Source organism: Allorhizobium sp. nf9_anc, assembly GCF_056323085.1.
Window position 1 is genome coordinate 1,796,946 of sequence record NZ_CM150481.1, and the last position, 22,426, is coordinate 1,819,371.

Annotated in this window: 24 protein-coding genes; 11 read left to right on the forward strand and 13 right to left on the reverse strand. The window is 60.6% G+C overall.

Features of this window, described 5'->3' with window-relative positions:
* Positions 1 to 447, reverse strand: a complete 447-nt coding sequence (locus tag AC02Y0_RS08510; RefSeq protein WP_476383486.1) for an iron-sulfur cluster assembly scaffold protein — start codon at positions 445 to 447, stop codon at positions 1 to 3.
* Positions 448 to 716: 269 nt separating this feature from the next.
* On the opposite strand from AC02Y0_RS08510, the gene folE reads away from it, so the two are divergent.
* The 3 genes from folE to AC02Y0_RS08525 all read left to right on the forward strand — a co-directional run bounded on the left by folE (position 717) and on the right by AC02Y0_RS08525 (position 2,826).
* Positions 717 to 1,322: a GTP cyclohydrolase I FolE gene (gene folE, locus AC02Y0_RS08515; protein ID WP_476383997.1), complete on the forward strand. Its 606-nt coding sequence runs from the start codon at positions 717 to 719 to the stop codon at positions 1,320 to 1,322.
* Between the two features lie 15 nt (positions 1,323 to 1,337).
* Positions 1,338 to 1,790: a phosphoribosyl-AMP cyclohydrolase gene (gene hisI, locus AC02Y0_RS08520; RefSeq protein ID WP_476383487.1), complete on the forward strand. Its 453-nt coding sequence runs from the start codon at positions 1,338 to 1,340 to the stop codon at positions 1,788 to 1,790.
* Between the two features lie 79 nt (positions 1,791 to 1,869).
* Positions 1,870 to 2,826, forward strand: a complete 957-nt coding sequence (locus AC02Y0_RS08525; RefSeq protein ID WP_476383488.1) for a patatin-like phospholipase family protein — start codon at positions 1,870 to 1,872, stop codon at positions 2,824 to 2,826.
* 48 nt (positions 2,827 to 2,874) lie between these two features.
* On the opposite strand, the gene AC02Y0_RS08530 is transcribed toward AC02Y0_RS08525, so the two are convergent.
* Both AC02Y0_RS08530 and AC02Y0_RS08535 read right to left on the reverse strand, forming a co-directional pair.
* Complete coding sequence (locus AC02Y0_RS08530; RefSeq protein WP_444557175.1) at positions 2,875 to 3,309, reverse strand: CBS domain-containing protein; 435 nt, start codon at positions 3,307 to 3,309, stop codon at positions 2,875 to 2,877.
* Between the two features lie 103 nt (positions 3,310 to 3,412).
* On the reverse strand, positions 3,413 to 4,189 hold the full coding sequence (locus AC02Y0_RS08535) for a rhomboid family intramembrane serine protease (protein ID WP_476383489.1): 777 nt from the start codon (positions 4,187 to 4,189) through the stop codon (positions 3,413 to 3,415).
* A gap of 313 nt (positions 4,190 to 4,502) precedes the next feature.
* Between AC02Y0_RS08535 and AC02Y0_RS08540 the strand changes: the two genes are divergently transcribed.
* The 6 genes from AC02Y0_RS08540 (at position 4,503) to AC02Y0_RS08565 (ending at position 9,639) form a co-directional block, all read left to right on the forward strand.
* Positions 4,503 to 5,114, forward strand: coding sequence for a PilZ domain-containing protein (locus AC02Y0_RS08540; protein ID WP_476383998.1), 612 nt, complete (start codon positions 4,503 to 4,505; stop codon positions 5,112 to 5,114).
* 482 nt (positions 5,115 to 5,596) lie between these two features.
* Positions 5,597 to 6,205 (forward strand): transglutaminase-like cysteine peptidase, encoded by a 609-nt coding sequence (locus tag AC02Y0_RS08545; RefSeq protein ID WP_102019996.1) that lies wholly within the window; start codon positions 5,597 to 5,599, stop codon positions 6,203 to 6,205.
* Positions 6,206 to 6,423: 218 nt separating this feature from the next.
* Positions 6,424 to 7,218, forward strand: coding sequence for a hypothetical protein (locus tag AC02Y0_RS08550; protein ID WP_476383490.1), 795 nt, complete (start codon positions 6,424 to 6,426; stop codon positions 7,216 to 7,218).
* Between the two features lie 156 nt (positions 7,219 to 7,374).
* The gene (locus AC02Y0_RS08555; protein ID WP_476383999.1) at positions 7,375 to 8,775 is read left to right on the forward strand and encodes a D-alanyl-D-alanine carboxypeptidase; all 1,401 of its coding nucleotides are present in this window, start codon (positions 7,375 to 7,377) and stop codon (positions 8,773 to 8,775) included.
* A 47-nt stretch (positions 8,776 to 8,822) separates the two neighbouring features.
* Positions 8,823 to 9,095, forward strand: a complete 273-nt coding sequence (locus AC02Y0_RS08560; RefSeq protein ID WP_476383491.1) for a hypothetical protein — start codon at positions 8,823 to 8,825, stop codon at positions 9,093 to 9,095.
* A 16-nt stretch (positions 9,096 to 9,111) separates the two neighbouring features.
* Positions 9,112 to 9,639: a gamma carbonic anhydrase family protein gene (locus AC02Y0_RS08565; RefSeq protein ID WP_476383492.1), complete on the forward strand. Its 528-nt coding sequence runs from the start codon at positions 9,112 to 9,114 to the stop codon at positions 9,637 to 9,639.
* A 12-nt stretch (positions 9,640 to 9,651) separates the two neighbouring features.
* Here AC02Y0_RS08565 and AC02Y0_RS08570 read toward each other — a convergent pair whose 3' ends face one another.
* Genes AC02Y0_RS08570 through znuC form a run of 3 tightly spaced genes read right to left on the reverse strand, consistent with a single transcriptional unit; the run spans position 9,652 to position 11,765 of the window.
* Positions 9,652 to 10,059 carry a Fur family transcriptional regulator gene (locus tag AC02Y0_RS08570; RefSeq protein ID WP_444557180.1) on the reverse strand — a complete coding sequence of 136 codons (408 nt, stop codon included), beginning with the start codon at positions 10,057 to 10,059 and terminating at the stop codon, positions 9,652 to 9,654.
* A gap of 4 nt (positions 10,060 to 10,063) precedes the next feature.
* A complete protein-coding gene (znuB, locus tag AC02Y0_RS08575; protein WP_476383493.1) occupies positions 10,064 to 10,879 on the reverse strand; it encodes a zinc ABC transporter permease subunit ZnuB in 816 nt (271 codons plus the stop codon).
* Positions 10,869 to 11,765, reverse strand: coding sequence for a zinc ABC transporter ATP-binding protein ZnuC (gene znuC / locus AC02Y0_RS08580; protein ID WP_476383494.1), 897 nt, complete (start codon positions 11,763 to 11,765; stop codon positions 10,869 to 10,871). Before znuC ends, znuB begins: the two co-directional genes overlap by 11 nt.
* A 100-nt stretch (positions 11,766 to 11,865) precedes the next feature.
* Between znuC and znuA the strand changes: the two genes are divergently transcribed.
* Entirely contained in the window at positions 11,866 to 12,972 is a 1,107-nt protein-coding gene (gene znuA, locus AC02Y0_RS08585; RefSeq protein ID WP_476383495.1) for a zinc ABC transporter substrate-binding protein ZnuA, read from the forward strand.
* Positions 12,973 to 13,064: 92 nt separating this feature from the next.
* Positions 13,065 to 14,255 (forward strand): GTP-binding protein, encoded by a 1,191-nt coding sequence (locus AC02Y0_RS08590; protein ID WP_476383496.1) that lies wholly within the window; start codon positions 13,065 to 13,067, stop codon positions 14,253 to 14,255.
* A gap of 3 nt (positions 14,256 to 14,258) precedes the next feature.
* Here AC02Y0_RS08590 and lpxB read toward each other — a convergent pair whose 3' ends face one another.
* The 7 genes from lpxB to rseP form a co-directional block, all read right to left on the reverse strand.
* Complete coding sequence (gene lpxB, locus AC02Y0_RS08595) at positions 14,259 to 15,434, reverse strand: lipid-A-disaccharide synthase (RefSeq protein ID WP_476383497.1); 1,176 nt, start codon at positions 15,432 to 15,434, stop codon at positions 14,259 to 14,261.
* On the reverse strand, positions 15,431 to 16,321 hold the full coding sequence (locus AC02Y0_RS08600; protein ID WP_476383499.1) for an LpxI family protein: 891 nt from the start codon (positions 16,319 to 16,321) through the stop codon (positions 15,431 to 15,433). Before AC02Y0_RS08600 ends, lpxB begins: the two co-directional genes overlap by 4 nt.
* 3 nt (positions 16,322 to 16,324) lie before the next feature.
* Positions 16,325 to 17,140: an acyl-ACP--UDP-N-acetylglucosamine O-acyltransferase gene (lpxA, locus tag AC02Y0_RS08605; protein ID WP_476383500.1), complete on the reverse strand. Its 816-nt coding sequence runs from the start codon at positions 17,138 to 17,140 to the stop codon at positions 16,325 to 16,327.
* Complete coding sequence (gene fabZ, locus AC02Y0_RS08610; RefSeq protein ID WP_476383501.1) at positions 17,137 to 17,604, reverse strand: 3-hydroxyacyl-ACP dehydratase FabZ; 468 nt, start codon at positions 17,602 to 17,604, stop codon at positions 17,137 to 17,139. Before fabZ ends, lpxA begins: the two co-directional genes overlap by 4 nt.
* Positions 17,597 to 18,661: a UDP-3-O-(3-hydroxymyristoyl)glucosamine N-acyltransferase gene (gene lpxD, locus AC02Y0_RS08615; RefSeq protein WP_476383503.1), complete on the reverse strand. Its 1,065-nt coding sequence runs from the start codon at positions 18,659 to 18,661 to the stop codon at positions 17,597 to 17,599. Before lpxD ends, fabZ begins: the two co-directional genes overlap by 8 nt.
* A 50-nt stretch (positions 18,662 to 18,711) precedes the next feature.
* On the reverse strand, positions 18,712 to 21,066 hold the full coding sequence (bamA, locus tag AC02Y0_RS08620; protein WP_476383504.1) for an outer membrane protein assembly factor BamA: 2,355 nt from the start codon (positions 21,064 to 21,066) through the stop codon (positions 18,712 to 18,714).
* 194 nt (positions 21,067 to 21,260) lie between these two features.
* Positions 21,261 to 22,394, reverse strand: a complete 1,134-nt coding sequence (rseP, locus tag AC02Y0_RS08625; protein ID WP_102019982.1) for an RIP metalloprotease RseP — start codon at positions 22,392 to 22,394, stop codon at positions 21,261 to 21,263.
* Positions 22,395 to 22,426: the final 32 nt, after the last annotated feature.

Below are 22,426 nucleotides of genomic sequence, written 5' to 3' on the forward strand. Positions count from 1 at the left end.
TCAGCTCGCCTCGGCAGCCACGGTCTGGTGCTCGATCTGGTCAAGACAGTCGACCACGGCGTCAAAGGTCAGCATGGTGGACGCATGGCGGGCCTTGTAGTCACGCACGGGCTTGAGGAAACGCATGTCTTCGAAACGACCGGAAGGTCCCTCGCCGTTTTCCTTCAGCATAGCAAGCATCTCCAGCCTTGCCTGGCGCAACTCCGCCGCAGTTGCTCCCACCACATGGCGGGCCATGATTCCGGAAGAGGCCTGACCCAGCGCACAGGCCTTCACCTCGTGGGCGAAGTCGGCTACCACGCCGTCTTCGACCTTGAGGTAGACCTTGACGCGGGAGCCGCACAGCTTCGAATGTTTTTCCGATACGGCTGGCGCATCGGGAAGCGTGCCGATGCGGCTGATATTGCCGGCAAACTCGAGGATCTTGGTGTTGTAGATGTCGTCCATGGTCAATCCACTCTGGCGCTTCCCCCGTATATAGGGATTGGCTGCTACATTGTCGCCGCCATCATGTCGCAGCCTTGGCCTTTATATCGTTTTCGGCGCCCACTATATCCAAGGGACTGGCACAGGACAAACGCAAGCCGACCCTCAAGGTTCGATCTTCTCACCGCAAACAGCGACAACGGACTTGCATTATGAGCCGCATTACGCATTTACAATCCGGCAAAGCCAAACCAGCGGCCCGTCTCGGACGGGACCGGGAGACCAAGGCCATGGACGCCATCGTCACGAAACTGACCACAGAAGCGCCGCGCCCGACGCGCGAAGAGGCCGAACAGGCCGTTCGGACGCTTCTGCTATGGGCCGGAGACGATCCGGAGCGCGAAGGCTTGCTCGATACGCCAGCCCGCGTCGCCAAGGCCTATGGCGAACTATTCTCGGGCTATTCGGCCGATATTGAGGATGTGCTTGGGCGCACCTTCGAAGAAGTCGGCGGCTATGACGACATGGTTTTGGTCCGCGATATCTCCTTCTTCTCGCATTGTGAACACCACATGCTGCCGGTGATGGGCAAGGCCCATGTCGCCTATCTGCCGAAGGGCCGTGTTCTTGGCCTTTCCAAGATCGCGCGGGTGGTCGATGTCTTCGCCAAGCGCCTGCAGACGCAGGAGAACATGACGGCCCAGATCGCGCATGCGATCGATGAGACGCTGCAACCACGCGGGGTTGCGGTTTTTCTCGAGGCCGAGCATATGTGCATGGCCATGCGCGGGATCCAGAAGACGGGATCTACGACGCTCACCACAACCTTCACAGGCGCCTTCAAGGACAATGCCGCCGAGCAGGCGCACTTCATGTCCATGGTTCGCAGCCGCTAAGCCCGCGAGTACCCCATGTCCGGTTTCGTTTTCGATGCACCCTCCGCGGACAAAAAGATCCTCGAAGAGGGGCTCTTCTTCACGCCCAAATTCGACGACCACGGCCTGGTGACGGCAGTGGTTACGGATGCGCGTGACGGCGAACTGCTCATGGTCGCGCATATGAACGCCGAAGCGATCGCTTTGACCATGGAGACCGGGATCGGCCACTATTTCAGCCGCTCGCGCGGCAAGATCTGGAAGAAGGGCGAAAGCTCTGGCAACCTCCAGACCGTCAAGGAAATGCGCGTCGATTGCGACCAGGATGCCATCTGGCTGAAGGTGGAAGTCGCCGGGCATGACGCGACCTGCCATACGGGCCGTCGCTCCTGCTTCTACCGCTCCGCCCAGTCCGTCGATGGCAAGCCGTCGCTGACCATTGCCGACGATCACCGCCATTTCGATCCGGATCACGTCTACGGCCACTGACGGCCACCCCGCATAACGAAATCGTAAGCAGACGGTGTCCTAATATAGTTCAGATTGTTCAGCTAATGGGGTAGCGGAGATGCTGAACTGGAGCATGATTTCAAATGGCGGCGCGGGCGTCGCGCAGCCGTCCAAGGATGGCGGGACAACGCCGCCCGGTCCTATCGTTCCTGAAAAACGCCCTAAGGCAAAAGTGGCCTTGGCTCTCGGTGGCGGGGCTGCGCGCGGCTGGGCCCATATCGGCGTCTTGAGAGCCCTCGACGAGGAAGGCATCGAAGTCGGCATGATCGCCGGCACATCGATCGGCGCCCTGGTTGGCGGATGCTATCTTGCCGGAAAGCTTGACGAATTGGAGGCGTTTGCGCGCTCCCTCACGATGCGCCGCATAGCCTCGCTGCTCGATCTCACCATCGGTGGTGGAGGCCTTCTGGGCGGCATGCGGCTTACCAAACGGATGCAGGAACATCTCGAAGGACTGACCGTCGAGGAACTGCCGAAACCCTTCGTCGCTGTGGCATCCGAATTGAACAGCGGACATGAGGTGTGGATCGATGGCGGAAGCCTGATCACGGCACTGAGAGCTTCTTACGCCCTGCCCGGCATCTTCGAGCCCGTTCACTGCAACAACAGAACCCTGATCGATGGTGCGCTCGTCAATCCGGTGCCGGTCTCTGTCTGCCGCGCCTATGAGCAGCCGCTCGTGATGGCCGTTAACCTGCACTACGACGTCTTTGGTCGCTCGGCCGTGGTCAAGCACAAGGCCTCGATGCCCTCGCAGGCACACACTGAAACGGCGCGTGCACCCAACAAGGTCGGCCTGACCGGCGTGATGGTGCAGGCGTTCAACATTATCCAGGACCGCATCTCGCGTGCACGCCTCGCCGGCGATCCTCCTGATCTCGCACTTCATCCACGTCTCAACGATATCGGACTGTCGGAATTCCACAGGGCCGGAGAAGCGATTGAACGCGGTTATGAAGAAGCCAAGATGCGGGTCACAGAGATCCGCCGGATGCAGGAAGCCGTCTTGCGCTAGAGGCGGCGTCGCCGCCGCCCCGTCACTCGGCTCTGTTCTCTCGCCGTATCATCCGGCGATATAGGCCTTGATGTGTTCGGCCTCTTGCTCGATCTCGCGGATACGCGACTTCACCACGTCACCGATCGAGATGATGCCGGAAAGCTTGCCATTGTCCTCGACGGGCACATGGCGGAAACGACGGGTCGACATCATTTCCATCAGTTCGTTGACGCTGGTCTCTTCGCGGCAGCGATAGACATTGGCCGTCATGAAGGCCGACACCGGTTGATCGAAGGCATTCTTGCCTTCCGACCCGATCGCACGCACCACGTCACGCTCGGTGAAGATGCCGACGATCCGGTTTTCCATGCCGACCACGACGGCGGCACCGATCTTGTGTTCTTCCAGCACATGGGCGGCTTCGCCCAAGGTCACTGTCGGGCTGATCGTGATAACGTTGCGGCCCTTTTGGTCGAGTATGCTTCTGGCTGATGCAGGCATGCGTTCCTCCTCGCATAGAACACTCGGTCGGCAGCCCAACCCTCCTCAGACTGCCGGACCAAAATCGTGCCCTTTATTCAAGCGGAATGCAATAAGCGCTCGATCACGCCCTTGTGGCCCGGCGGCTATGGGGATCGAAAAGAGCAAAGCAGAAGAAGCCCAGGAGAAAGCCACCGATATGGGCATCCCAGGCGATCGCGGTCGAATCGCTGCCGAGCATCGGCAGGCCGAGCGCGATGGCGACATTGCCGAGGAACCAGACAATGATGAAAACCCGCACAGTTTTATCGGCAAGCGCCTGCCCCACCGAAAGCAGCGGCGGCTCCGCGCCTGTGAGACGCGCAAAGTTCCGCTGACGTTCGCCGAAGGCGAAACGGCAAGCAGCCCCCATCAGCGCGGAAATAACGCCCGAGGCCCCCACCATCAAGGAGGGCACGCCCCAGTTGACCGCTGCGTGAAGCGCGGCAGCTGCCACGGAGGAGACGATCCAGAACAAGACAAACCTGGTCTCTCCGATTCGCCGGCAGACCGGCGTGCCAAAGGCGGCAAGCCACAGGCTGTTGAACGCGAGATGCTCGAAACTGCCATGCAGCAGCGAATAGGTGACCGGCGACCAGAGCCAGGCCAGCGACTGCTCAGAGAACGGATAGAGATAGCGAATGGGGGAGAAGCCGAACTCGACGGCGACCCACTGATTGAACGGAGCCGAGAGGAAGAGTTCCTGCAGCGCGTAAATGCCACAGATCAAACCGAGCGCTGCTAGAACGCCTGTCGGCAGATTGAAGATCGGTGGCTCAGGCGAGGAAACCGGCTCTCGGTTCGAGGCATAGGGCTCTCCTGTCGGAAGCGCTTCGCCTCGAGTTCCTGTCTCATCCTGCATCTGCGCTTCCTCTTCTTCAGCTCAACTCAGGTAATGCAGGCGGCGGATAAAAAAAAGGCCACCCGGAAACCGAGTGGCCGGTTGGCGCTCGACGAAACGTCGCGCCGACTGGAGTTGGTGCCGAAGGCTGCCCTTCGCGTCTGATGAAGACGAGATGCCATCTCGATACGAAAAGGGCAATCTCAACCTTCGCTTAACCTTAATCGCCAAGCAAATAACGTTCCGTCTCGAAAAAGCGCGACCAAAAGCAAACACTATATTAACGGCTCGCCGCCTACTGTTAAGCGACAGAGGAACAGACAGATTCTCCATGATGTACTCTACGCAGGCAAGCCAGAGCAACACGATCGCATCGCCGGGACAGCAACGTGCCTTTCAGCGCGTCGCCGTCAGCCTGCAGGGTCGACTCATGCTTGCCACTTACGAAGAGTATGTCTGCAAGGTGATCGACATGTCGCCGGGCGACGTTCGCTTCGCTTGCGCGGGCATGCCACGCCCGGGTGAACGTGTGATCGCCTATATCGATCACCTCGGCCGGATCGAGGGGACGGTGGTCAAGCTGACCGAGGACGGCTTCGTCATTTCCATCAATGCGACGGTGCGCAAGCGCGAGAAACTAGCAGCCCAGCTCACCTGGATTGCCAACAAGCACGAGCTCGGCCTGCCTGAAGACCGCCGTCATGACCGATTGACGCCGCGCCAGACGCGGACAGAGCTCACGCTCGAAGATGGCAAGACCTATCCCTGCCGCCTCATGGACCTTTCGCTTTCGGGCGCAGCCGTCGATATCGACATCCGTCCGCCGATCGGATCGGCCGTCCGCCTCGGCAACATGCGTGGCCGCGTCGTGCGCCACTTCATGGAAGGCGTCGCCGTCGAATTCCTGACGCTGCAGTCGAAGGAAGCTCTCACCGAGTTCCTCTGATCCTCCACGACATCCAATGAAAAAGGCGCCTGCGGATCCCGCAAGGCGCCTTTTTCTATGCCCAAACAGAAATCGTGCCAGAGCGGCACAACATTTTTCAAAAAATTTCGATCGCAAAACTGACTAGATACGCCCCGGCGAGTGAGCCAAGCGGCCACTTTGGTCGACTGCGAATTGCTGCTCTTTACTTCTCAAAGCCAATCCTAGCTTCTACCCCAGTGCTATTCTCTTCCGATCGGAAAAACCACAAGCCTCTGTTTTATTGACATTTATCGGCATCGATCGCCGCCCAGCCACAGAGGCTTGATAAAATACCGCTCAATTTTTCTGTAAATTTTCTTCAATATATAATCAAATAAAGCGCAAATACATGTAAATATAGAATCTGATTTTCAGATACTTCGTCGTTTATCTTACCGCTATTCTTCGCGGACGATCAAAATATCCATGTCATTGCTATCTCCATTACCGGGAGACAACCAATGACAACAAAGAAAAATCTGGGTATTGGAACTCTGGCCGCCGCTATCGCTGGCGTCCTCGCTTTTCAGGTGTCGGCCATGCCGGCCAACATGCAGGTGGTCGGAAAGGCCAACCCGCCGATCGGTCACTACGAATTCTGTCAGACCTATTCCGGCGAATGCGCCGGCAGCCAGGCGGATAGTGGGCCGATGGTTCTGACCGAGGACCTCTGGAAGGCTATCCTCGACGTCAACTACACCGTCAACAGCTCGATCACCCCGCTCACCGACATGGAGATCTATGGCGTTGAAGAGCGCTGGACCTATCCGCGCAGCGTCGGCGATTGCGAAGACTTCGCGTTGCTGAAGCGCAAGATGCTGGTCGACCGCGGCGTCGACCCGGCCGACCTGCTGATGACCGTCGTCCTGCAGCCGAATGGCGAAGGCCATGCCGTGCTCACGGTGCGCACGGACCACGGCGACTTCATTCTCGACAACATGCGCAACAAGGTGCTGCTGTGGTCGGAGACCGAATACACTTACCTGAAGCGTCAATCTTCGAGCAATCCGGGTCGCTGGGTGAAGCTCCAGGACGGACGCGCAGGCATCGTCGGCAGCGTGTCTCAATAAACCACACGCCACCTCCGCTTCTGGCCCGGTCTGTCCCCGCCTACCCGTCCCCCGACCGGAGCCAATGAGCCGGTCCCGTCCAACCGGGACCGGCTCTCTTTTTGCTCAGCGTCCCGCCACGGGCCTCGGAAATTTCACCGAAAATTAACCACGTTCATCGAAGTCTCATGTCGGGATCAGCCACGCTATCGCGGTTGCGCCGAGGGGATGGACAAACGATGCGAGGCGAAATCAGCAGACCGGAGGCGGATGAAAACGAGCCCCCCCTGATCTCGACGCGCTTCCTCGTCATTGCGATGCTCGCGATTCTTCTCCTGGCCGCCGCCTCGTTCGCGATCAGCTGGTATGGACGCGCCTATGGCGAGCGCCTGTCGTTGGCGGGGCACACCGAGAGCACCGAGATCGTCAACATCGTCATCGGGCGCGACGAACTCGCCTTGCCGGCAAACGTGATCCGCTTCGAGCCACAGCGCCAAGGCGGACCCGCTGAACGGGTGGATCTCTATCTCCTCTGGCCGGAGCTTACCGGATACGCGAGCGCGGAGCGCCGGCGCTTCGACGACCTGACGCTGGCAAACTCCCTGATCTTTCTGCAGATTTCACAGAGCACAATGTCGAGAGACATGTCCGGGCGTATCGAGCCCATCTATCGGCATCTGTTTGATGGCCCGCCCACGCCTGGGCCTGCCGGCCTGACCCTGCAAACCTTCAAGAGCGCCACCGGCTACGAAGGCGAACAGTTGCTCACCGGCACGCTGCCAGATGGCACGACCTACGCCATCCGCTGCCTGATGCCGATGACGTCCGAGGACGCAACCGCCAGCGACTGCCAGCGCGACATCCATGTCGGCGAAGATCTCACCGTCCTCTACCGCTTTTCAAGCCAGATGCTTGCCGATTGGGCCAAGATCGATCAGGCCGTGCGCCAATACGTGGCTGGCCGCGCCCACGCGGCCCCGGCTGCCGCGACGCTTAAAAATCAACTCAAAGCGTCAACCGACCGTTCATCATAAACCTCTTGGTAAGGCTAATTCCGTAGGGTCCCTCGAGATGGTCGCGATTGGGGGAGAGCGCCCTGTCGTCAATTGTTAGATTCAAAGAGTATCGTGGTGCATAAAGTTTTGGGAAGCTTCAACGTCGCAGCCGTTCTTCGCCGGCTTGTCCTCACGCTGTTTGCGGTCCTCGTGGCTAGTGTCGCTGCCGTCAGTGTCGCACAGGCCAACCCGAAATATGCAGGCGTCGTGATCGATGCCAAGACCGGCAAGGTTCTCTACAGTGAGAACGCTGACAGCCTGCGTTATCCAGCCTCGCTTACCAAGATGATGACCCTATACATGGTCTTCGAAGCGCTTGAAGCGGGCAAGATTTCGCTCAACAGCAAGGTTCCCTTCTCGGCCAATGCCGCCAAGGAGCCGCCGTCCAAGCTGGGCGTTGGCACTGGGCGCAGCATCACCGTCGAGCAAGGCATCATGGCGCTGGTCACCCGCTCTGCGAACGACGTCGCGACCGCTCTTGCCGAATATCTCGGCGGCTCCGAGCAGCGTTTCGCGCAGATGATGACATCCAAGGCCCGAAGCCTGGGGATGACCAAGACGACCTATCGCAATGCGCATGGCCTGCCAAACACCGCGCAGATGACCACCGCGCGTGATCAGGCCCGCCTCAGCATCGCCCTTCGCCAGCACTTCCCGCAGTATTACGGCTACTTCTCCACCCGTAGCTTCCGCTTCGGCAAGCAGACGATCGGCAATCACAACCGCCTGCTCGGCCAGGTGCGCGGCGTTGACGGTATCAAGACCGGTTATACCCGCGCTGCCGGCTATAACCTCGCGACCTCCGCACAGGCCGATGGTCGTTCGATCGTCGCCGTCGTGCTCGGCGCAACATCCGGTGCACGCCGCAATGCGCAGATGACCAATCTCGTGCAGCGTTATCTTCCGGCTGCATCTTCGAGCCGCGGCGGTGGCAACCTGATCGTCAAGAACGACACCTCGGTCGCGCCTGCTCAGGCAACAGCATCGCTTGGCGGCGGCAGTGTTCCGAACCTGCCGCAGACCGGTCCTCTGCCGACCGTTCGCTACAGCGGCGTAGCACAGGCCTATGCCGCATCGCCGGCAGGCAATGCAGCAAGTGCCGCTCTTGAGACAATGCGTCCCGTTGCACCCAGCGCCACGCCGGCGGTGCCTGTTCCGCAGCCGGCGCCTGCCTACATGCCGGATTCCGGTGCTGCAATTGCGCCTGCCGCGCCCACTCAGTCGGTCGCTGCAGCTTCTACAATGCCGCCGGATGTCGATGCGGTCACGACTGCATCAACCACGCCAAGCTCGGGCTGGGTCGTGCAGATCGGCACCTCGCCCGACAAGGACCTGGCCATGGATCTCTTGCGCAATGCGCAGGAAAAAGGCGGAAAGGTATTGCGTTCCGCCACCCCCTTCACTGTCGCCTATGGCGATGGTGCCCAACAGATCTACCGCGCCCGTTTTGGCGGCTTCGACGAACAGAAGGACGCGGTGAATGCATGTAACGCCCTGAAGAAGAAGGGAATCGGTTGCTGGGCAGCTGCCCAGTAACACGGTCACCCGAAACCTCGATTTGTACTGTTTACGAGGAATACGGAATGGCAACGAAAGACTTCCGACATCAACCGGTTGATGGTCAGGACAATAGCGGCCTCGCGCCTTCAAGCGGTGTGCTGCATCCCTTGCATGAGGCAGCCTATCGCCTCGCCGATCTGGGGCTTCGCGAAAAGCGCTCCAAGACCAAGGACCTCATCGGGCTTCTGCTCTCTCACGGCGCCCGGGCCTGGCGTTATTCGCAACCCGAGGCCAGCATCCATCTTCACGTGACGTCTCAGGCCGGGCGTTTCCCGGTCATCATGCGCTTGCGCTGAACAGACGGATCCGCCTATGCCGCTCTACCGTCTGGGAGACAGGGTGCCGAAACTGCCGGGCGCCGGGAGTTACTGGATCGCGCCGGATGCCCAGGTCATCGGCGACGTGCAGCTCGGCGAGGATGTCGGTATCTGGTTCGGCGCGGTTTTGCGTGGCGACAATGATCCGATCGTGATCGGTGCCGGCACCAATATCCAGGACGGCGTGATGATGCATACCGATCCCGGTAAAGGCGTCACGATCGGCGAGGGCTGCACCATTGGTCACCACGCAATCATTCATGGCTGCACGATCGGCAATAACTCGCTGATCGGAATGGGCGCAACCGTGCTGAACGGCGCCCAGATCGGCGATAACTGCCTGGTCGGGGCCAATTCGCTGATCACGGAAGGCAAGAACTTTCCGGACAATTCCCTGATCGTCGGCTCTCCCGCCCGGGTCGTCCGCACCCTCGACGAGGTGGCGATTGCGGGGCTCAAGCTGTCGGCGGAAAACTATGTGCGCAACTGGCGCCGTTTCGCGGCGGACCTGCAGCCAATGTGAGCGCTACTGCCGTCAGGCAGCAATTTCCGCACAGGTCGCACAAAATCCCCTGATCTCGATCGTCGTCTTTTCCGGCTTGAAGCTGCGGCCACGCGTGATGGTTTCCAGCCGGTGGTCAACGTCGTGGTCGTGGAATTCCGTCACGTGTCCGCACTTGTTGCAGATCATGAAGGCCACAGTGCCATGTCCCGAGCAGCCATCATGCGGATGCGCACAGGCGACGAAGGCGTTTAGGCTCTCGAGCCGATGGACCATCCCGAATTCGACCAGCTTATCGAGCGCCCTATAGACCTGCAGCGGTGCACGGAAGCCGTGCTCCCGCAGACGGTCGAGCAGGGTATAGGCCGAGAGCGGTCCGTCGCTGCCGACAAGTGCGTCGAAGACGAGGGACTGATTGCGCGTGAGATCGGTCTTGGTCATGGGTTCAGCCCCTCGATCGAAGGTCGGTTGTCCTGGCGCCAGGTCGGGGCAGCAGGCTGATGATGAAGAGAAGGAGAGCGGCAACCACGATCGACGGTCCGGACGGCGTGTCGTAGGTCAGCGAGCCGAAGAGGCCCATGACAACGGCCACGGCGCCGATCAACGAGGCGAGCACGGCCATGACTTCTGGTGTCGTCGCAAAGCGTCGGGCGGCCGCGGCTGGGATGATCAGCAGAGACGTGATCAGCATGATGCCGACGATCTTCATCGCGATTGCAATGACCAGCGCCATCAGCAACATGAAGATCAGCCGTGCGCGTTCGGGCTGCATGCCCTCAGCTTCAGCGAGTTCGACATTCACGGTCCCGGCCAGCAGGGGCCGCCAGAGCCAGGCGATGACGCCCACCACCACGAAACCACCGATCCAGACGATGGCCACATCCGTCGGTGTCACGGCCAGAATGTCACCGAAGAGGAAGGCGATGAGGTCGAAACGGACCCAGCTCATGAAGGCGACCATAACAAGGCCGATCGCCAATGTGGCATGGCTCAAGATGCCGAGCAGGGCATCGGCAGAGAGACCCTGGCGCTTCTGCAGAACGATCAGGATCAGCGAGACGAGTGCCGCGACAACGAAGACGCTGACCATCAGGTTCAGCGAGAAGAAGAGCGACAGCGCGACGCCGAGCAAGGCCGAATGGGCCATCGTGTCGCCGAAATAGGCCATGCGCCGCCAGATGACGAAACAGCCGAGCGGGCCGGTCGTGAGAGCAAGGCCGATGCCGGCGAGCATGGCGCGGATGAAGAAGTCATCCAGCATGATCGTGCTCCCGGTTCTTGTGGGGCCCATGGTCATGGCCATCATGGTGATCGTGGCCATGGTGATCCTGGTGGTCGTGATGGTGGTGCCCGTCTTCAGGATGGCAGTGATCGGTCACGCTGCCATCGGCGTGCTGGACACGCCCATCGGGCAGATGTGTATGGTCGTGGTCGTGGCTGTAGACGGCGAGCGTCTGTGCAGCCTTGGCACCGAAGAGCCGCATGTATTCCGGGCTCTGGCTGACCGCCGCCGGGGTTCCCCGGCAGCAGACATGGCCGTTGAGACAGATGACCGTGTCGGTTTCCGCCATCACCACATGCAGGTCATGCGAGATCAGAAGAATGCCGCAGCCGGTTGAATTGCGGATAGAGGTGATGAGGTCGTAGAGCGCGATCTCACCGGAGAAATCGACGCCCTGGACGGGTTCGTCGAGAACCAGAATATCGGGCTTGCGCGCCATCGCACGGGCGAGCAGGGCCCGCTGGAATTCCCCGCCCGACAGGTGCTGGACCTCTGCACCGGCGAGATGGGCGATGCCGACGGCTTCGAGTGCCGTGTTGACCTCCTCAGCGGACAAAGGTGCCGTCAGGGTCATCAGGCGGCGAACCGTCAGCGGCATGGTCCAGTCGACCGAGAGGCGCTGTGGCACGTAACCGACGCGCAGGCCGGGCTTCCGCTCCACCCTGCCCTCGTCCGCCTTGGTCACACCGATCGCCATCTTGGCGCTCGTCGACTTGCCGGATCCGTTGGGGCCGATCAGAGTGACGATCTCACCGGGGCGAACGGAGAAATCGACCCCGCGCACGAGCCAGCGGCCGTTTCGGTAGACACCAGCGCCGGTGAGTGACACCAGCGGTGCGGCCTCCCGTGATTTCATGGCATTCATAGGTTTCTCGAGATTTTGATGTTGCCACCTCCTATGCCACACGTTATAGCATAACGCAACTTAGGTAATAGTATTACATAACCATCCTCAGGAGCATTGCATGACCCGCTATCGCCTCGGACTGGCTGCCTCGACGGCGCTGCTTTTCCTGTCGCCCGCTTTCGCCATGGCAGCGCCTGACGTCGTGGTCTCGATCAAGCCTATCCACTCGCTCGTCGCTTCGATCATGAAGGGTGTCGGCGAGCCGTCGCTGATCGTCGAGGGTGCTGCCTCCCCGCATACCTATACGCTGAAGCCGTCCAACGCCCGGGCCCTCGAAAATGCCGATGTCGTTTTCTGGGTGGGCCCTGGTCTCGAAGCCTTCCTGGATAAGCCGCTCGAGGCTTTGCCGAAGAATGCCAAGGTGGTCGAACTCGAAGACGCGCCGGGCCTGACCAAGCTGCCGTTCCGCGAAGGCGGTGCCTTTGAGGGTCACGACCATGGTGACCATGCCGAGGCCGCCGAAGGCGCTGATGACCATGCGCATGATCATGGCGCCGAAGAAGCTGGCCATGACGATCATGCCAAGGCCGAGCACGCGGATGATCACGGGCACGACCACGGGCCGGAAGACGTCGCTGCCGCCGGTGATGGCGACGGGCACGAGGATCATGCCCATGAGGGTCATGATCACGATGAACACGAGCATGGCGGCACCGACATGCATCTCTGGCTCGACCCTAGCAATGCCAAGGCGATGGCGGCGGAAATCGCCAAGAGCCTTGGTGACGCCGATCCGGAAAACAAGGCGGCTTACGAAGCCAATCTGGCGACCCTGAATGCCGAAATCGATGCGCTCGACACGGAGATTGCAGCGCAGCTGAAGCCGGTGCTGGAGAAACCCTTCATCGTCTTCCACGATGCCTACCAGTATTTCGAAAGGCGTTATGGCGTGCGGGTCGCCGGTTCTGTGACCGTCAGCCCGGAAACCATGCCAGGCGCCGAGCGGCTGTCGACCATTCACGCCAAGATCGAGGAACTCGGAGCGGCTTGCGTATTCGCCGAGCCGCAGTTCGAGCCGAAGCTGATCAGCGTTGTTACCGAAGGCACGCAGGCGAAGTCGGGCGTGCTCGACCCCGAGGGCGGTGCGCTGGAGGCTGGACCAGGTCTCTATGGCCAGTTGATGCGCAATCTCTCCACGTCGATGAGCACCTGCCTCTCGCAGTAATCTGATCCCTCCCCCGGGCGAAAAGGCGGGACTTCGGTTCCGCCTTTTTCAGATCACCGATTGTTATGTTATTACATTAAATGGAGTTTTTCATGAAGAAGCTTCCCGTGACCGTCCTGTCCGGATTTCTGGGTGCCGGCAAGACGACCTTGCTCAACCATGTTCTCGCCAACCGCGACGGCTTGCGTGTCGCGGTCATCGTCAATGACATGAGTGAGGTGAATATCGATGCGGCGCTGGTGCGAGGCGGGGATGCCGCGCTTTCGCGCACGCAGGAGCAACTGGTGGAGATGAGCAATGGCTGTATCTGTTGCACGCTGCGCGACGATCTCTTGAACGAGGTGCGCGGGCTCGCCGAACAGGGGCGCTTCGACTATCTGCTGATCGAGGCGACCGGCATTGCCGAGCCCTTGCCGATTGCCACCACCTTCGACTTCCGCGATGAACAGGGTCGCAGCCTCTCCGACATCGCACAGCTCGACACCATGGTGACCGTGGTGGACGCCGCCAATCTTATCGGCGACTATTCCTCGAGCGACTTTCTCGCAGACCGTGGGGAGACCGCCGGCGAAAACGACAACCGGACGCTGGTCGATCTCCTGGTCGAGCAGATCGAATTCGCCGATGTGATCATCCTCAACAAGGTCGGCACAGCTTCCCCGGATCAGCTCGATGCGGCGCGCAAGATCATTGCGGGTCTGAATGCCGATGCCCGTATCATCGAGACCGACTTTGCCCACGTGGCCGCAAAAGACATCCTCGGGACCGGGCTCTTCGATTTTGCCAAGGCCGAGACGCATCCGCTTTGGTTCCAGGAACTGCACGGCTTTAGGGACCATGTTCCGGAAACAGAGGAATACGGGATCCGCTCCTTCGTCTACCGGGCCCGCGCACCGTTCGACCCCACCCGGTTCCGGGCCTTTCTCGATCGCTCCTGGCCGGGTGTGATCCGGGCCAAGGGCTTCTTCTGGCTCGCCACACGCCCACATCATGTTGGAGAACTCAGCCAGGCCGGCCCACTCGTCAGGACGACCAAGATGGGCCTGTGGTGGGCATCAGTGCCGAAAACTCGCTGGCCCGACGATCCGGGTTTCCTCAACGCGATGACGCCCTATCTCGACCAGGAATGGGGAGACCGGCGGCAGGAGATCGTCTTCATCGGTGCCGATCCCATGGATCAGTTGCAGATCATGGCCGAGCTGGACGAATGCCTCGTTGCCGCAGAGACGTTCACGCCGACGGCCTGGGAAGGACTTGCCGATCCCTTCGCCCGTTGGGCCTGATGATCAGATCTTCCCACGCTTTTGTAGGACAGAGAGAACCACGGTCGCGCCGGCTTCACCGGCCGGCCGTGCCGTTTGCAGCTTGTGCCAGACGTCGTCATATCCGCTGAGCATCGCTGCACGTTGCGGTGTATCCTGCGACAGGCGTTCGGCCCACCGCACGAGGCTTGCAGGCCGAAGCACGTCGTTGAAGTATTCCGGGACCACGGCATAGTCGGCAATCAGGTTCGGCAGGGCACCGGTCCAGATCTTGATGCGGTTGGCGAGCAGCCGGATGATCCAGTCGCCCCTGTAGGTCGAGACGACCGGGACATGGGCGAGCGCCAACTCCAGGATAACGGTGCCGGAAGCTGCAATCGCGGCATCCGCTTCCTCGAAAGCGCGCCACTTTGCCTCGTCACCGACCAGGATGTCAGGCCTCAGGGTCCAGTCTCGTGTGATGTCGCGCACTCGCGCTTCCTGGCGTGCCACCGTGGGCAGCACGAAGCGCGTCTCGCCATTGCGGGCGACGAACTCCTTCATCGCTTCCCCGAACACCGGCAGGAGCTGGGTGATCTCGCTGCCTCGCGACCCCGGCAACAGGAGGATGGTCTTCGGCTGACCTGACCCCTTAACCGCCCTCGCCTTGCGGGCTTCGCGAATGCGCCGGATATCCGGATGGCTCGACAGTCTATGGCCGACGAAATGGGTTTCCGGCCCACCGAGCCGCTGCATGACTGCGGGTTCGAACGGCAGGACCGCCAGCACGGCATCGACATAGTCGAGCATGGCTTTAACGCGGTATTCCTTCCAGGCCCAGACGCTGGGGCAGACATAGTTGATCACCGGCAGATCCGGCAGCTTGCGCCGCACCTTCTTTGCCACGCGATGGGTGAAATCCGGGCTATCGACGATCAACAGCAGATCGGGCTTTGCCTCGACGATCGCATCTGATGTCAATGAAATCAGTTTGATAAGGCGCGGGAGCTTCGACAGCACCTGGGTGATGCCCATGATCGACAGCTCGGAAAAATCGAAGAGCGACCTCAGCCCTTGCTCCTCGAGCGCATCCCCACCGACGCCGACGAGTTCGACTTGCCCCGGATGCATCGCCTTCAGCTGCGCAATAAGATCGGCCCCGAGCAGATCTCCTGAGACTTCGCCGGCAATCACGGCGATCTTCAGCGGCTTGTCGCTCATGATCCAAGCTCCTTGTTAGACCGGTCTATGCCGACGACAAAGATCCCGGCGGCATCTGCAGCCGCAATCATCGCGTCGCGCTCGACCACGAGGGCCCGGCCGGCTTCGACGGCAATGCCCGCCAGCCCTGCGGCCTTGGCGTTTGCGACAGTCGAAACGCCGACTGTCGGCAGGTCAGCCCGAAGATCCTGCTGCGGCTTGCAGAGTTTGACCAGAACGCCCTTGCGGCGCTGGGAGATCCGTCCTTCGGAGCGCAGCCCCTGGACGCGAGCAAGCATGGCGTCGGTGCCTTCGACGCCTTCTAGTGCTACAATGCGGCCACCGACCGCAACCGCCCCCTGCCCGACGTCGAGCCTGCCCAGCGTCTCGGCGGCATCTGCGGCCCTGTCGATATCCTTCAACGCATCCGCGTCTGGGAAAACCGTGCCGAGCGGCCCGACCGTTGCCAGGAGACCCGGCAGGATTTCATGCGCGCCGAGCACTTCGCAGCCTTGCGCCTCGATCAGCGAGATCACCATACGCAAGACAGCATCGTCTCCGCCGGCGAGCAGCGTCTTCAATGCACTGGGGAGCTTGAGAAGAGACTTCCAATTGACCCGGATCTCGCCGAAAGCCGGGCGTCGCTTGACGGCACCCGACATCACGACCCGACGTATATCATGCTGCCGGAAAAGCGCTGACAGGCCCGCCATGTCGCCAACCCCGATGACAGCGGTGTCGAAGCCTTGCCAGATATCGTCGGCTTCGTTCTTCAGCCTGAGGACTATGGGATCCTCGCCTGCGTCGCGAGCAGCTTCGGCCAGGAAGAGCGGCAGTTTTCCGCTGCCAGCGATGATCGCGAGGCGACCGGTCCGCGGCAGGCCGTCACGGTGCGCGGCCGCCGTCATCAATCAGTTCTTGCCGCGATGGGGCGACGACAGCGCCCGGTCGCTTTCGGCCGCGATGAAATCGAGGATCTCGATCACAGGCGCGCAATCGAGATACTCGTCGCGGATCGCGGCAGCATTGGCGCGTGCGGAACCTTCGCTCTCGAAGATCTGCTTGAAGGCGCGGCGGACCTGGTGGATCACCGAACGCTCGATACCCGCGCGGGTCATGCCGACCACGTTAAGGCCGCCGAGAATGCCAGGATTACCGTTCAGCATGCCATAGGGAATGACATCATAAGCAACGGCAGAGAGACCGCCGATGAAGGCCTGACGACCGATACGGGTGAACTGGTGCACGGCGCAGCCGCCGCTGAGGATGGCCTTGTCACCGACGTGAACATGGCCAGCCAGCATCACATTGTTGGACAGGATAATGTCATTGCCGAGAATGCAGTCATGGGCGACATGCGAATTGGCGAGGAACAGGCAATTGTCGCCGACGCGGGTGATCCCGCCGCCGCCGACCGTGCCGCAGTTCATCGTCACACCTTCGCGCATGGTGCAGTTGGCACCGACGACCAGGTTGGAATCGTCGCCCGCCTCGTGAAGGCTCTGCGAGACACCACCGATCACGGCCATTGGGTGGATCTTGGTGCCGGCGCCGATTTCGGTCAGACCGGTCACGACAGCGTTCGAAATGAGCTCGACGCCGTCCTTCAGCGTCACGCGCGAACCGACCCGGCAGAACGGACCGATCCGGACATTCTCGCCGATCACCGCTCCGTCTTCGACCACGGCCATCGGATGGATGACGGCGCTTGCGGCGATCTGGCTCATTTCTGATCCTTGCGCATGATCATGGCACCGATGTCAGCCTCGGCGACCAGTGCGCCGTCAACCTTGGCGTCGCAATGGAACTTCCAGATGTTGCCGCGCTGCTTCTGCTTCACGACGTGGAACTCGACGCGATCACCCGGCACAACAGGCTTGCGGAAACGGGCATTGTCGATCGTCATGAAGTAGACGAGATTTCCGCCCTCGCCCTGCAGCCTTGCACAGATGGCACCGGCGGTCTGGGCCATGCCCTCGATCAGAAGCACGCCCGGCATGATAGGGCTTTCCGGAAAATGACCCGTGAAGTGCGGCTCGTTGGCCGTTACGTTCTTGATGCCGATGGCAGAATTGTCACCGTCAATCTCGATGATCTTGTCCACCAGCAGGAAGGGATAGCGGTGGGGCAGAAGCTTCATGATCTCGAGGATATCAGCCGATCCCAATTCGCTCTTCGCGACTTCAGTCATTGCTGGCTCCTTTGTCTTTGGCGCGGCCATCATAGCGGCTCAAGGTGTCCGCCACCTCGCGCAGATAATCCTTCAATGGGCGGGCCGGGACGCCGCCGTATTTTTCACCCGGGGGCACGTCTGCAAGAACGCCGCTCATCGCAGCAATCTGTGCGCCGTCGCCAATCTTGATATGACCATTGACGCCAGCCGCTCCGCCGATCATGACGCCATCGCCGATGACCGTGCTGCCGGCAATGCCGACCTGGCTGACGATGCCACAATGACGCCCAATGCGGACGTTGTGACCAACCTGGACCAGGTTATCGATCTTGGTGCCCTCACCGATCACGGTATCGTCCATGGTGCCACGGTCGATGGTGGTGTTCGCACCGATTTCGACATGATCCTGGATGATGACGCGGCCGACCTGAACGATCTTGAGCATGCCACGGGGGCCCGGCGCATAGCCGAAGCCATCCTGGCCGATGCGGGCGCCGTTGTGAATGATGACATTGTTGCCGACGAGGGCAACCTGAACCGTCGCGCCGGCGGCAATCATGCAGTCACGACCGATGCGGACACCCGGTCCAATCACAGCACCTGGGCCAATGCGCGTGCCGCTGCCGATTTCGACATCGGCGCCGATTACGGCCATAGGCTCGATCTCGACACCGTCTTCAAGGCGTGCCGTCGCATCGACGAAGGCTGCCGGAGAGATTTTTGCCGTCTCCGAGGTCATGCGCACAGGTGCAAGCCCCTGCGGATGCAAAAGCCCGCCCGCAAGAGCAAATGCCGTATGGGCGCTCTTGGCGACGAGAACGGGAATATGGGGAGGTATCAGGGAAAGTAGCGGCTTCTCGCAGAAGATCACCGTGGCCTGGCAGGTCGTGAGTTCGTCACGGTTGCGGCGAGAGAGGATGTAGCAGACATCCCCTTCCTTCGCCCGAGCCACCGGCGAAACGGATCGAACGATCCGTTCCCCGTGGCTCGCATCCTGCAATTCCGCCCCCGTGTGGGCTGCAAGCGCAGCCAAGGTCACCCCGGTATGGGGCGGAAAGAAATGATTATGCTCCATCAGCAAACGCTCCAGAACGTCAACCTGTCAGCAGTTCTGGACCGCCAGTGTTAGAACTGGTTCGCCATGCTGAAGCGGAATTCCTGGGTCTCGTCGAAGTCTTCCTTGGCGACCGGAACTGCGTAGTCGACGCGAAGCGCACCGAAGGGCGAGTTCCAGACGAGGCCGGCACCAACCGATGCACGGAGCGACATTCCGGTGCCCTGCGCGCCAGCGTCGCTCGCCAGTTCGCTGCCGAACAGCGTACCGGCATCAGCGAAGACTGCGCCGCGGAAGCCGAGATCCTGCGGAACCAGCGGAAGCGGGAACGTCGCTTCAGCCGAAGCCGTGAAGTACGTCGTGCCGCCGATTGCATCGTCACCGATACGTGGGCCGATGCCGCTGTTATCGAAGCCGCGGATTTCCTTGCCGCCGATCTTGAACTGATCGAAGACGTTCAGGTTATCGCCGAGGGCGACGACGTGACCGGCCGAACCAGCCAGCGAGCCTACGATGTCGAACTCGTCCGACAGGGTGTAGAACATGCGGGCGCGGATGAAGGCCTTGTAGTATTCGGAGTCGCCACCGAGACCGGCATATTCATGCGTAAAGCTCGCATAGATGCCTTCATGCGGGTTCTGGCGATCGTCGACCGTGTTGTAAACGATCGAGTGACCGAGGATCGACTGCTTCCAGGTGCTGCCCGAGATCGCATCGATGTAAGGCGCGGCAATCGTATCGTCGCCACCGCCGGCAACACCGTTTGCACCGAAGGCACCATCATTGATGTAGTCGATGGTCTTGTAGGTGTAGCGCAGGGTCGTTGCGAGATCTTCGGTGATCGGCGCCGTGACGCGGATCGTACCGCCCTGCTCTTCGTAATCGTATTCCGAGTTGCTGCTGGTCGAGCTCTTGAAGAGATCGAAGCCGGCGGCCAGACGGTAACCGAGGAAATAGGGCTCGGTGAAGGAGAAGTTGTAGGTCTGCGTGTCGTCGAAGCCACCACCGGCAGCCAGACGGATGAACTGACCACGGCCGAGGAAGTTCTTTTCTTCGACGGACGCTTCGAGAACCAGGCCACCGTCGCCGACGGAGTAACCAGCGCCGATGCCGAACGAACCGGTCGGCTGATCCTGAACATCAACAATCACGACGACGCGGTCCGGCGAGCTGCCAGCCTGGGTCGAGATATTGACCGCGGAGAAGAAGCCGAGCGCTTCCAGACGGCGCTTGGCGCGCGAGATGGTCTCTTGGTTGAAGGCGTCGCCTTCGGAGATGTCGAATTCGCGGCGGATGACGTAGTCGCGGGTACGGGTGTTGCCACGCACTTCGATGCGCTCAACGTAGGCGCGCTCACCCTGATCGACCAGATAGGTCACGCCGATGGTGTTGGTTTCGAAGTTGCGGTCACCACGCGGCACAACGCGGGCAAAGGGATAGCCAGCCGAGGATACACGGCGGGAAATGGCTTCCATCGACTTCTGGACGTCGCGGGCGCTGTACGTGTCGCCTTCACGCGTCTCCAGGAGGCCCTGAAGCTCGGAACCGTCGATGCCATCGACAGTCGATTCAACCGATACCGCACCAAAGCGATAGCGCTGACCTTCGTCGACCGTGATGTTGATGGTGTATTCGTTACCGGTTTCGTTCAGCACGGCCTCAGAAGAGATCACGCGGAAGTCGGCATAACCGTGGTTATAATAGAACTGGCGCAGCGCTTCTTCATCAGCGCGCAGCTTGTCTTCATTGTAGACGTCCTTGCGGGTCAGGAAGGACAGGATGCCCGATTCCTTGGTCTGCAGGACGGCGGCCAGGCGACCGTCGGAATAGGCGCTGTTGCCGACGAAGTTGATCGAGCTGATCTTGGTGCGCTCGCCTTCGTTGACCACGAAAGCCAGGTTCACGCGGCCTTCTGCGACCGGTACAACCTGCGTCGTGACTTCAACGTCGCTACGGCCAATGGCGCCATAGGCTTCGCGGATACGCTGGATATCGGCGCTGATGAGGCTATCGCTGTAAGGACCCTGAGCCTGGGTCTGGACGATGCCCTGAAGCTTGTCGTCCTTGATCTTGCGGTTGCCGTTGAACACCACCTGATTGATCAGCTGGTTTTCAGCAACGGTTACGACGAGCGTACCGCCGGATACCGAGATCTGAACATCAGAGAAGAAGCCGGTCGCGTAGAGACGCTTGACCGATTCATCGATGTCGGCATTGGAGAAAGTCCGACCCGGCTGGATCGAAAGGTTGGAGCGTACAGCCTCGGGTCCAACGCGCTGAGCGCCGCGTACATCGATACGCTGAACCACTGCAGCTTCAGCCGCAACGGCCGATGCGAGGACGGCAATACCTGCTCCCGAAGACACAACACCAGCAGACAGCGCGACCGCCGATACTGCGTTCAAAAACTTTGAACCAGCCTTCATGTGTATACTTTACCTTCTTCCATTGCCCCGCAGTCGTTACCCGACTCCGGCCCGTGTGTGGTTTTAGCGGGTTTTACCCTACAAGCAAGTGTGCGAGTTAATTTCTGTTTACTTCATTTCAACGCGTGGCCCAATCGCCACTATCAATTTGAAACATCGTAAACAAACCCTTTCGCAGCTTGCAAGCTCCCCCGCTAGCCAATCAACCGGCTGATATCGTTCCAGGTGGCAAAAACCATCAGAGACAGGATCATGGCCATACCGATGCGGAAGGCGATTTCCTGTGCGCCCTGACCCATCGGCCTCCCTCGCACTGCTTCAATCGCGTAGAGAACGAGATGGCCCCCGTCAAGCACCGGAACTGGGAACAAGTTCAAAAGCCCCAGAGAAACGGAAAGAACCGCGGCCAGATTTAACAGAGCGATAACGCCGAGTGTCGCCATCTCCCCGGATGCCTGGACGACACGGACAGGTCCGCCCAGCTGATCCGCGTTCATACGGCCCGCAATCATGTTACCGATATAATCGAAGGTGCCGGTCACGATATGGCCAGTCTGACGCACGCCTTCCCACAGGGCCTGGAGCGGCGACAGCTCGACGATTCGGAAGTTGCCAGCCTGCTGGTCGGTAATGATGCCGATCTGCCCGACTTCCATTTCGTTGCCGAAGCGATCGGTGGTGACCGCCCGTTGCGGAACCAGATCGAAATCGACTTCCTGACCATCGCGGCGGACCGTCACTTCGACCGGGACTTCCGGCCGCATGGTGATGTAGCGCACAACATCGTCGAAGGTCTCGATGGTGCGACCATCCAGAGCGACCAGAACGTCGCCACGCGCGATCCCGGCGACCTCAGCTGCGCTGCCCGGCTTGATATCGGCCACGACAGGATCGGAGACCGGCTTGCCCATGGTCGCAAACATGCCGGCAAAGATCACGATGGCGAGCAGGAAGTTGGCAAGCGGGCCTGCAGCGACGGTCACGGCGCGCTTCCACAGCTTTGCGCCGTTCAGCGTCTGGGCGCGTTCCTGCTCGGTCAGCTCTTCGGCCATCGAGCCATCGGGACGGCTGGCAGCATCTGCGTCACCGAAGAAGCGTACATAGCCGCCGAGAGGGATTGCCGAGATCTTCCAGCGGGTTCCGTGGCTGTCCGTATAACCGATCAGCTCAGGACCAAAGCCCACGGAGAAGGCGAGGATCCGGATGCCCGACCAGCGCCCCGCTAGATAATGGCCCATTTCATGGATGAAAACGAGCAGTGACAGGATCAGGATATACGGCAGGATATAGCCGCCGAGGAAACTGAAGATTGCGCTGATGTGATCCATCTATCCGTATCCTGATCTCGCCCTTGGCGAAG

Coding starts and splice junctions, on each gene's coding strand:
- AC02Y0_RS08535 (WP_476383489.1), bottom strand. CDS start 4,189: ATGCAGGATGAGACAGGAACTCGAGGCGAAGCGCTTCCGACAGGAGAG.
- AC02Y0_RS08545 (WP_102019996.1), top strand. CDS start 5,597: ATGACAACAAAGAAAAATCTGGGTATTGGAACTCTGGCCGCCGCTATC.
- lpxD (WP_476383503.1), bottom strand. CDS start 18,661: ATGGAGCATAATCATTTCTTTCCGCCCCATACCGGGGTGACCTTGGCT.
- AC02Y0_RS08525 (WP_476383488.1), top strand. CDS start 1,870: ATGCTGAACTGGAGCATGATTTCAAATGGCGGCGCGGGCGTCGCGCAG.
- rseP (WP_102019982.1), bottom strand. CDS start 22,394: ATGGATCACATCAGCGCAATCTTCAGTTTCCTCGGCGGCTATATCCTG.
- znuA (WP_476383495.1), top strand. CDS start 11,866: ATGACCCGCTATCGCCTCGGACTGGCTGCCTCGACGGCGCTGCTTTTC.
- lpxA (WP_476383500.1), bottom strand. CDS start 17,140: ATGAGCCAGATCGCCGCAAGCGCCGTCATCCATCCGATGGCCGTGGTC.
- AC02Y0_RS08530 (WP_444557175.1), bottom strand. CDS start 3,309: ATGCCTGCATCAGCCAGAAGCATACTCGACCAAAAGGGCCGCAACGTT.
- AC02Y0_RS08570 (WP_444557180.1), bottom strand. CDS start 10,059: ATGACCAAGACCGATCTCACGCGCAATCAGTCCCTCGTCTTCGACGCA.
- znuC (WP_476383494.1), bottom strand. CDS start 11,765: ATGAATGCCATGAAATCACGGGAGGCCGCACCGCTGGTGTCACTCACC.
- AC02Y0_RS08540 (WP_476383998.1), top strand. CDS start 4,503: ATGTACTCTACGCAGGCAAGCCAGAGCAACACGATCGCATCGCCGGGA.
- AC02Y0_RS08600 (WP_476383499.1), bottom strand. CDS start 16,321: ATGACGGCGGCCGCGCACCGTGACGGCCTGCCGCGGACCGGTCGCCTC.
- lpxB (WP_476383497.1), bottom strand. CDS start 15,434: ATGAGCGACAAGCCGCTGAAGATCGCCGTGATTGCCGGCGAAGTCTCA.
- znuB (WP_476383493.1), bottom strand. CDS start 10,879: ATGCTGGATGACTTCTTCATCCGCGCCATGCTCGCCGGCATCGGCCTT.
- bamA (WP_476383504.1), bottom strand. CDS start 21,066: ATGAAGGCTGGTTCAAAGTTTTTGAACGCAGTATCGGCGGTCGCGCTG.
- AC02Y0_RS08565 (WP_476383492.1), top strand. CDS start 9,112: ATGCCGCTCTACCGTCTGGGAGACAGGGTGCCGAAACTGCCGGGCGCC.
- folE (WP_476383997.1), top strand. CDS start 717: ATGGACGCCATCGTCACGAAACTGACCACAGAAGCGCCGCGCCCGACG.
- hisI (WP_476383487.1), top strand. CDS start 1,338: ATGTCCGGTTTCGTTTTCGATGCACCCTCCGCGGACAAAAAGATCCTC.
- fabZ (WP_476383501.1), bottom strand. CDS start 17,604: ATGACTGAAGTCGCGAAGAGCGAATTGGGATCGGCTGATATCCTCGAG.
- AC02Y0_RS08560 (WP_476383491.1), top strand. CDS start 8,823: ATGGCAACGAAAGACTTCCGACATCAACCGGTTGATGGTCAGGACAAT.
- AC02Y0_RS08510 (WP_476383486.1), bottom strand. CDS start 447: ATGGACGACATCTACAACACCAAGATCCTCGAGTTTGCCGGCAATATC.
- AC02Y0_RS08590 (WP_476383496.1), top strand. CDS start 13,065: ATGAAGAAGCTTCCCGTGACCGTCCTGTCCGGATTTCTGGGTGCCGGC.
- AC02Y0_RS08550 (WP_476383490.1), top strand. CDS start 6,424: ATGCGAGGCGAAATCAGCAGACCGGAGGCGGATGAAAACGAGCCCCCC.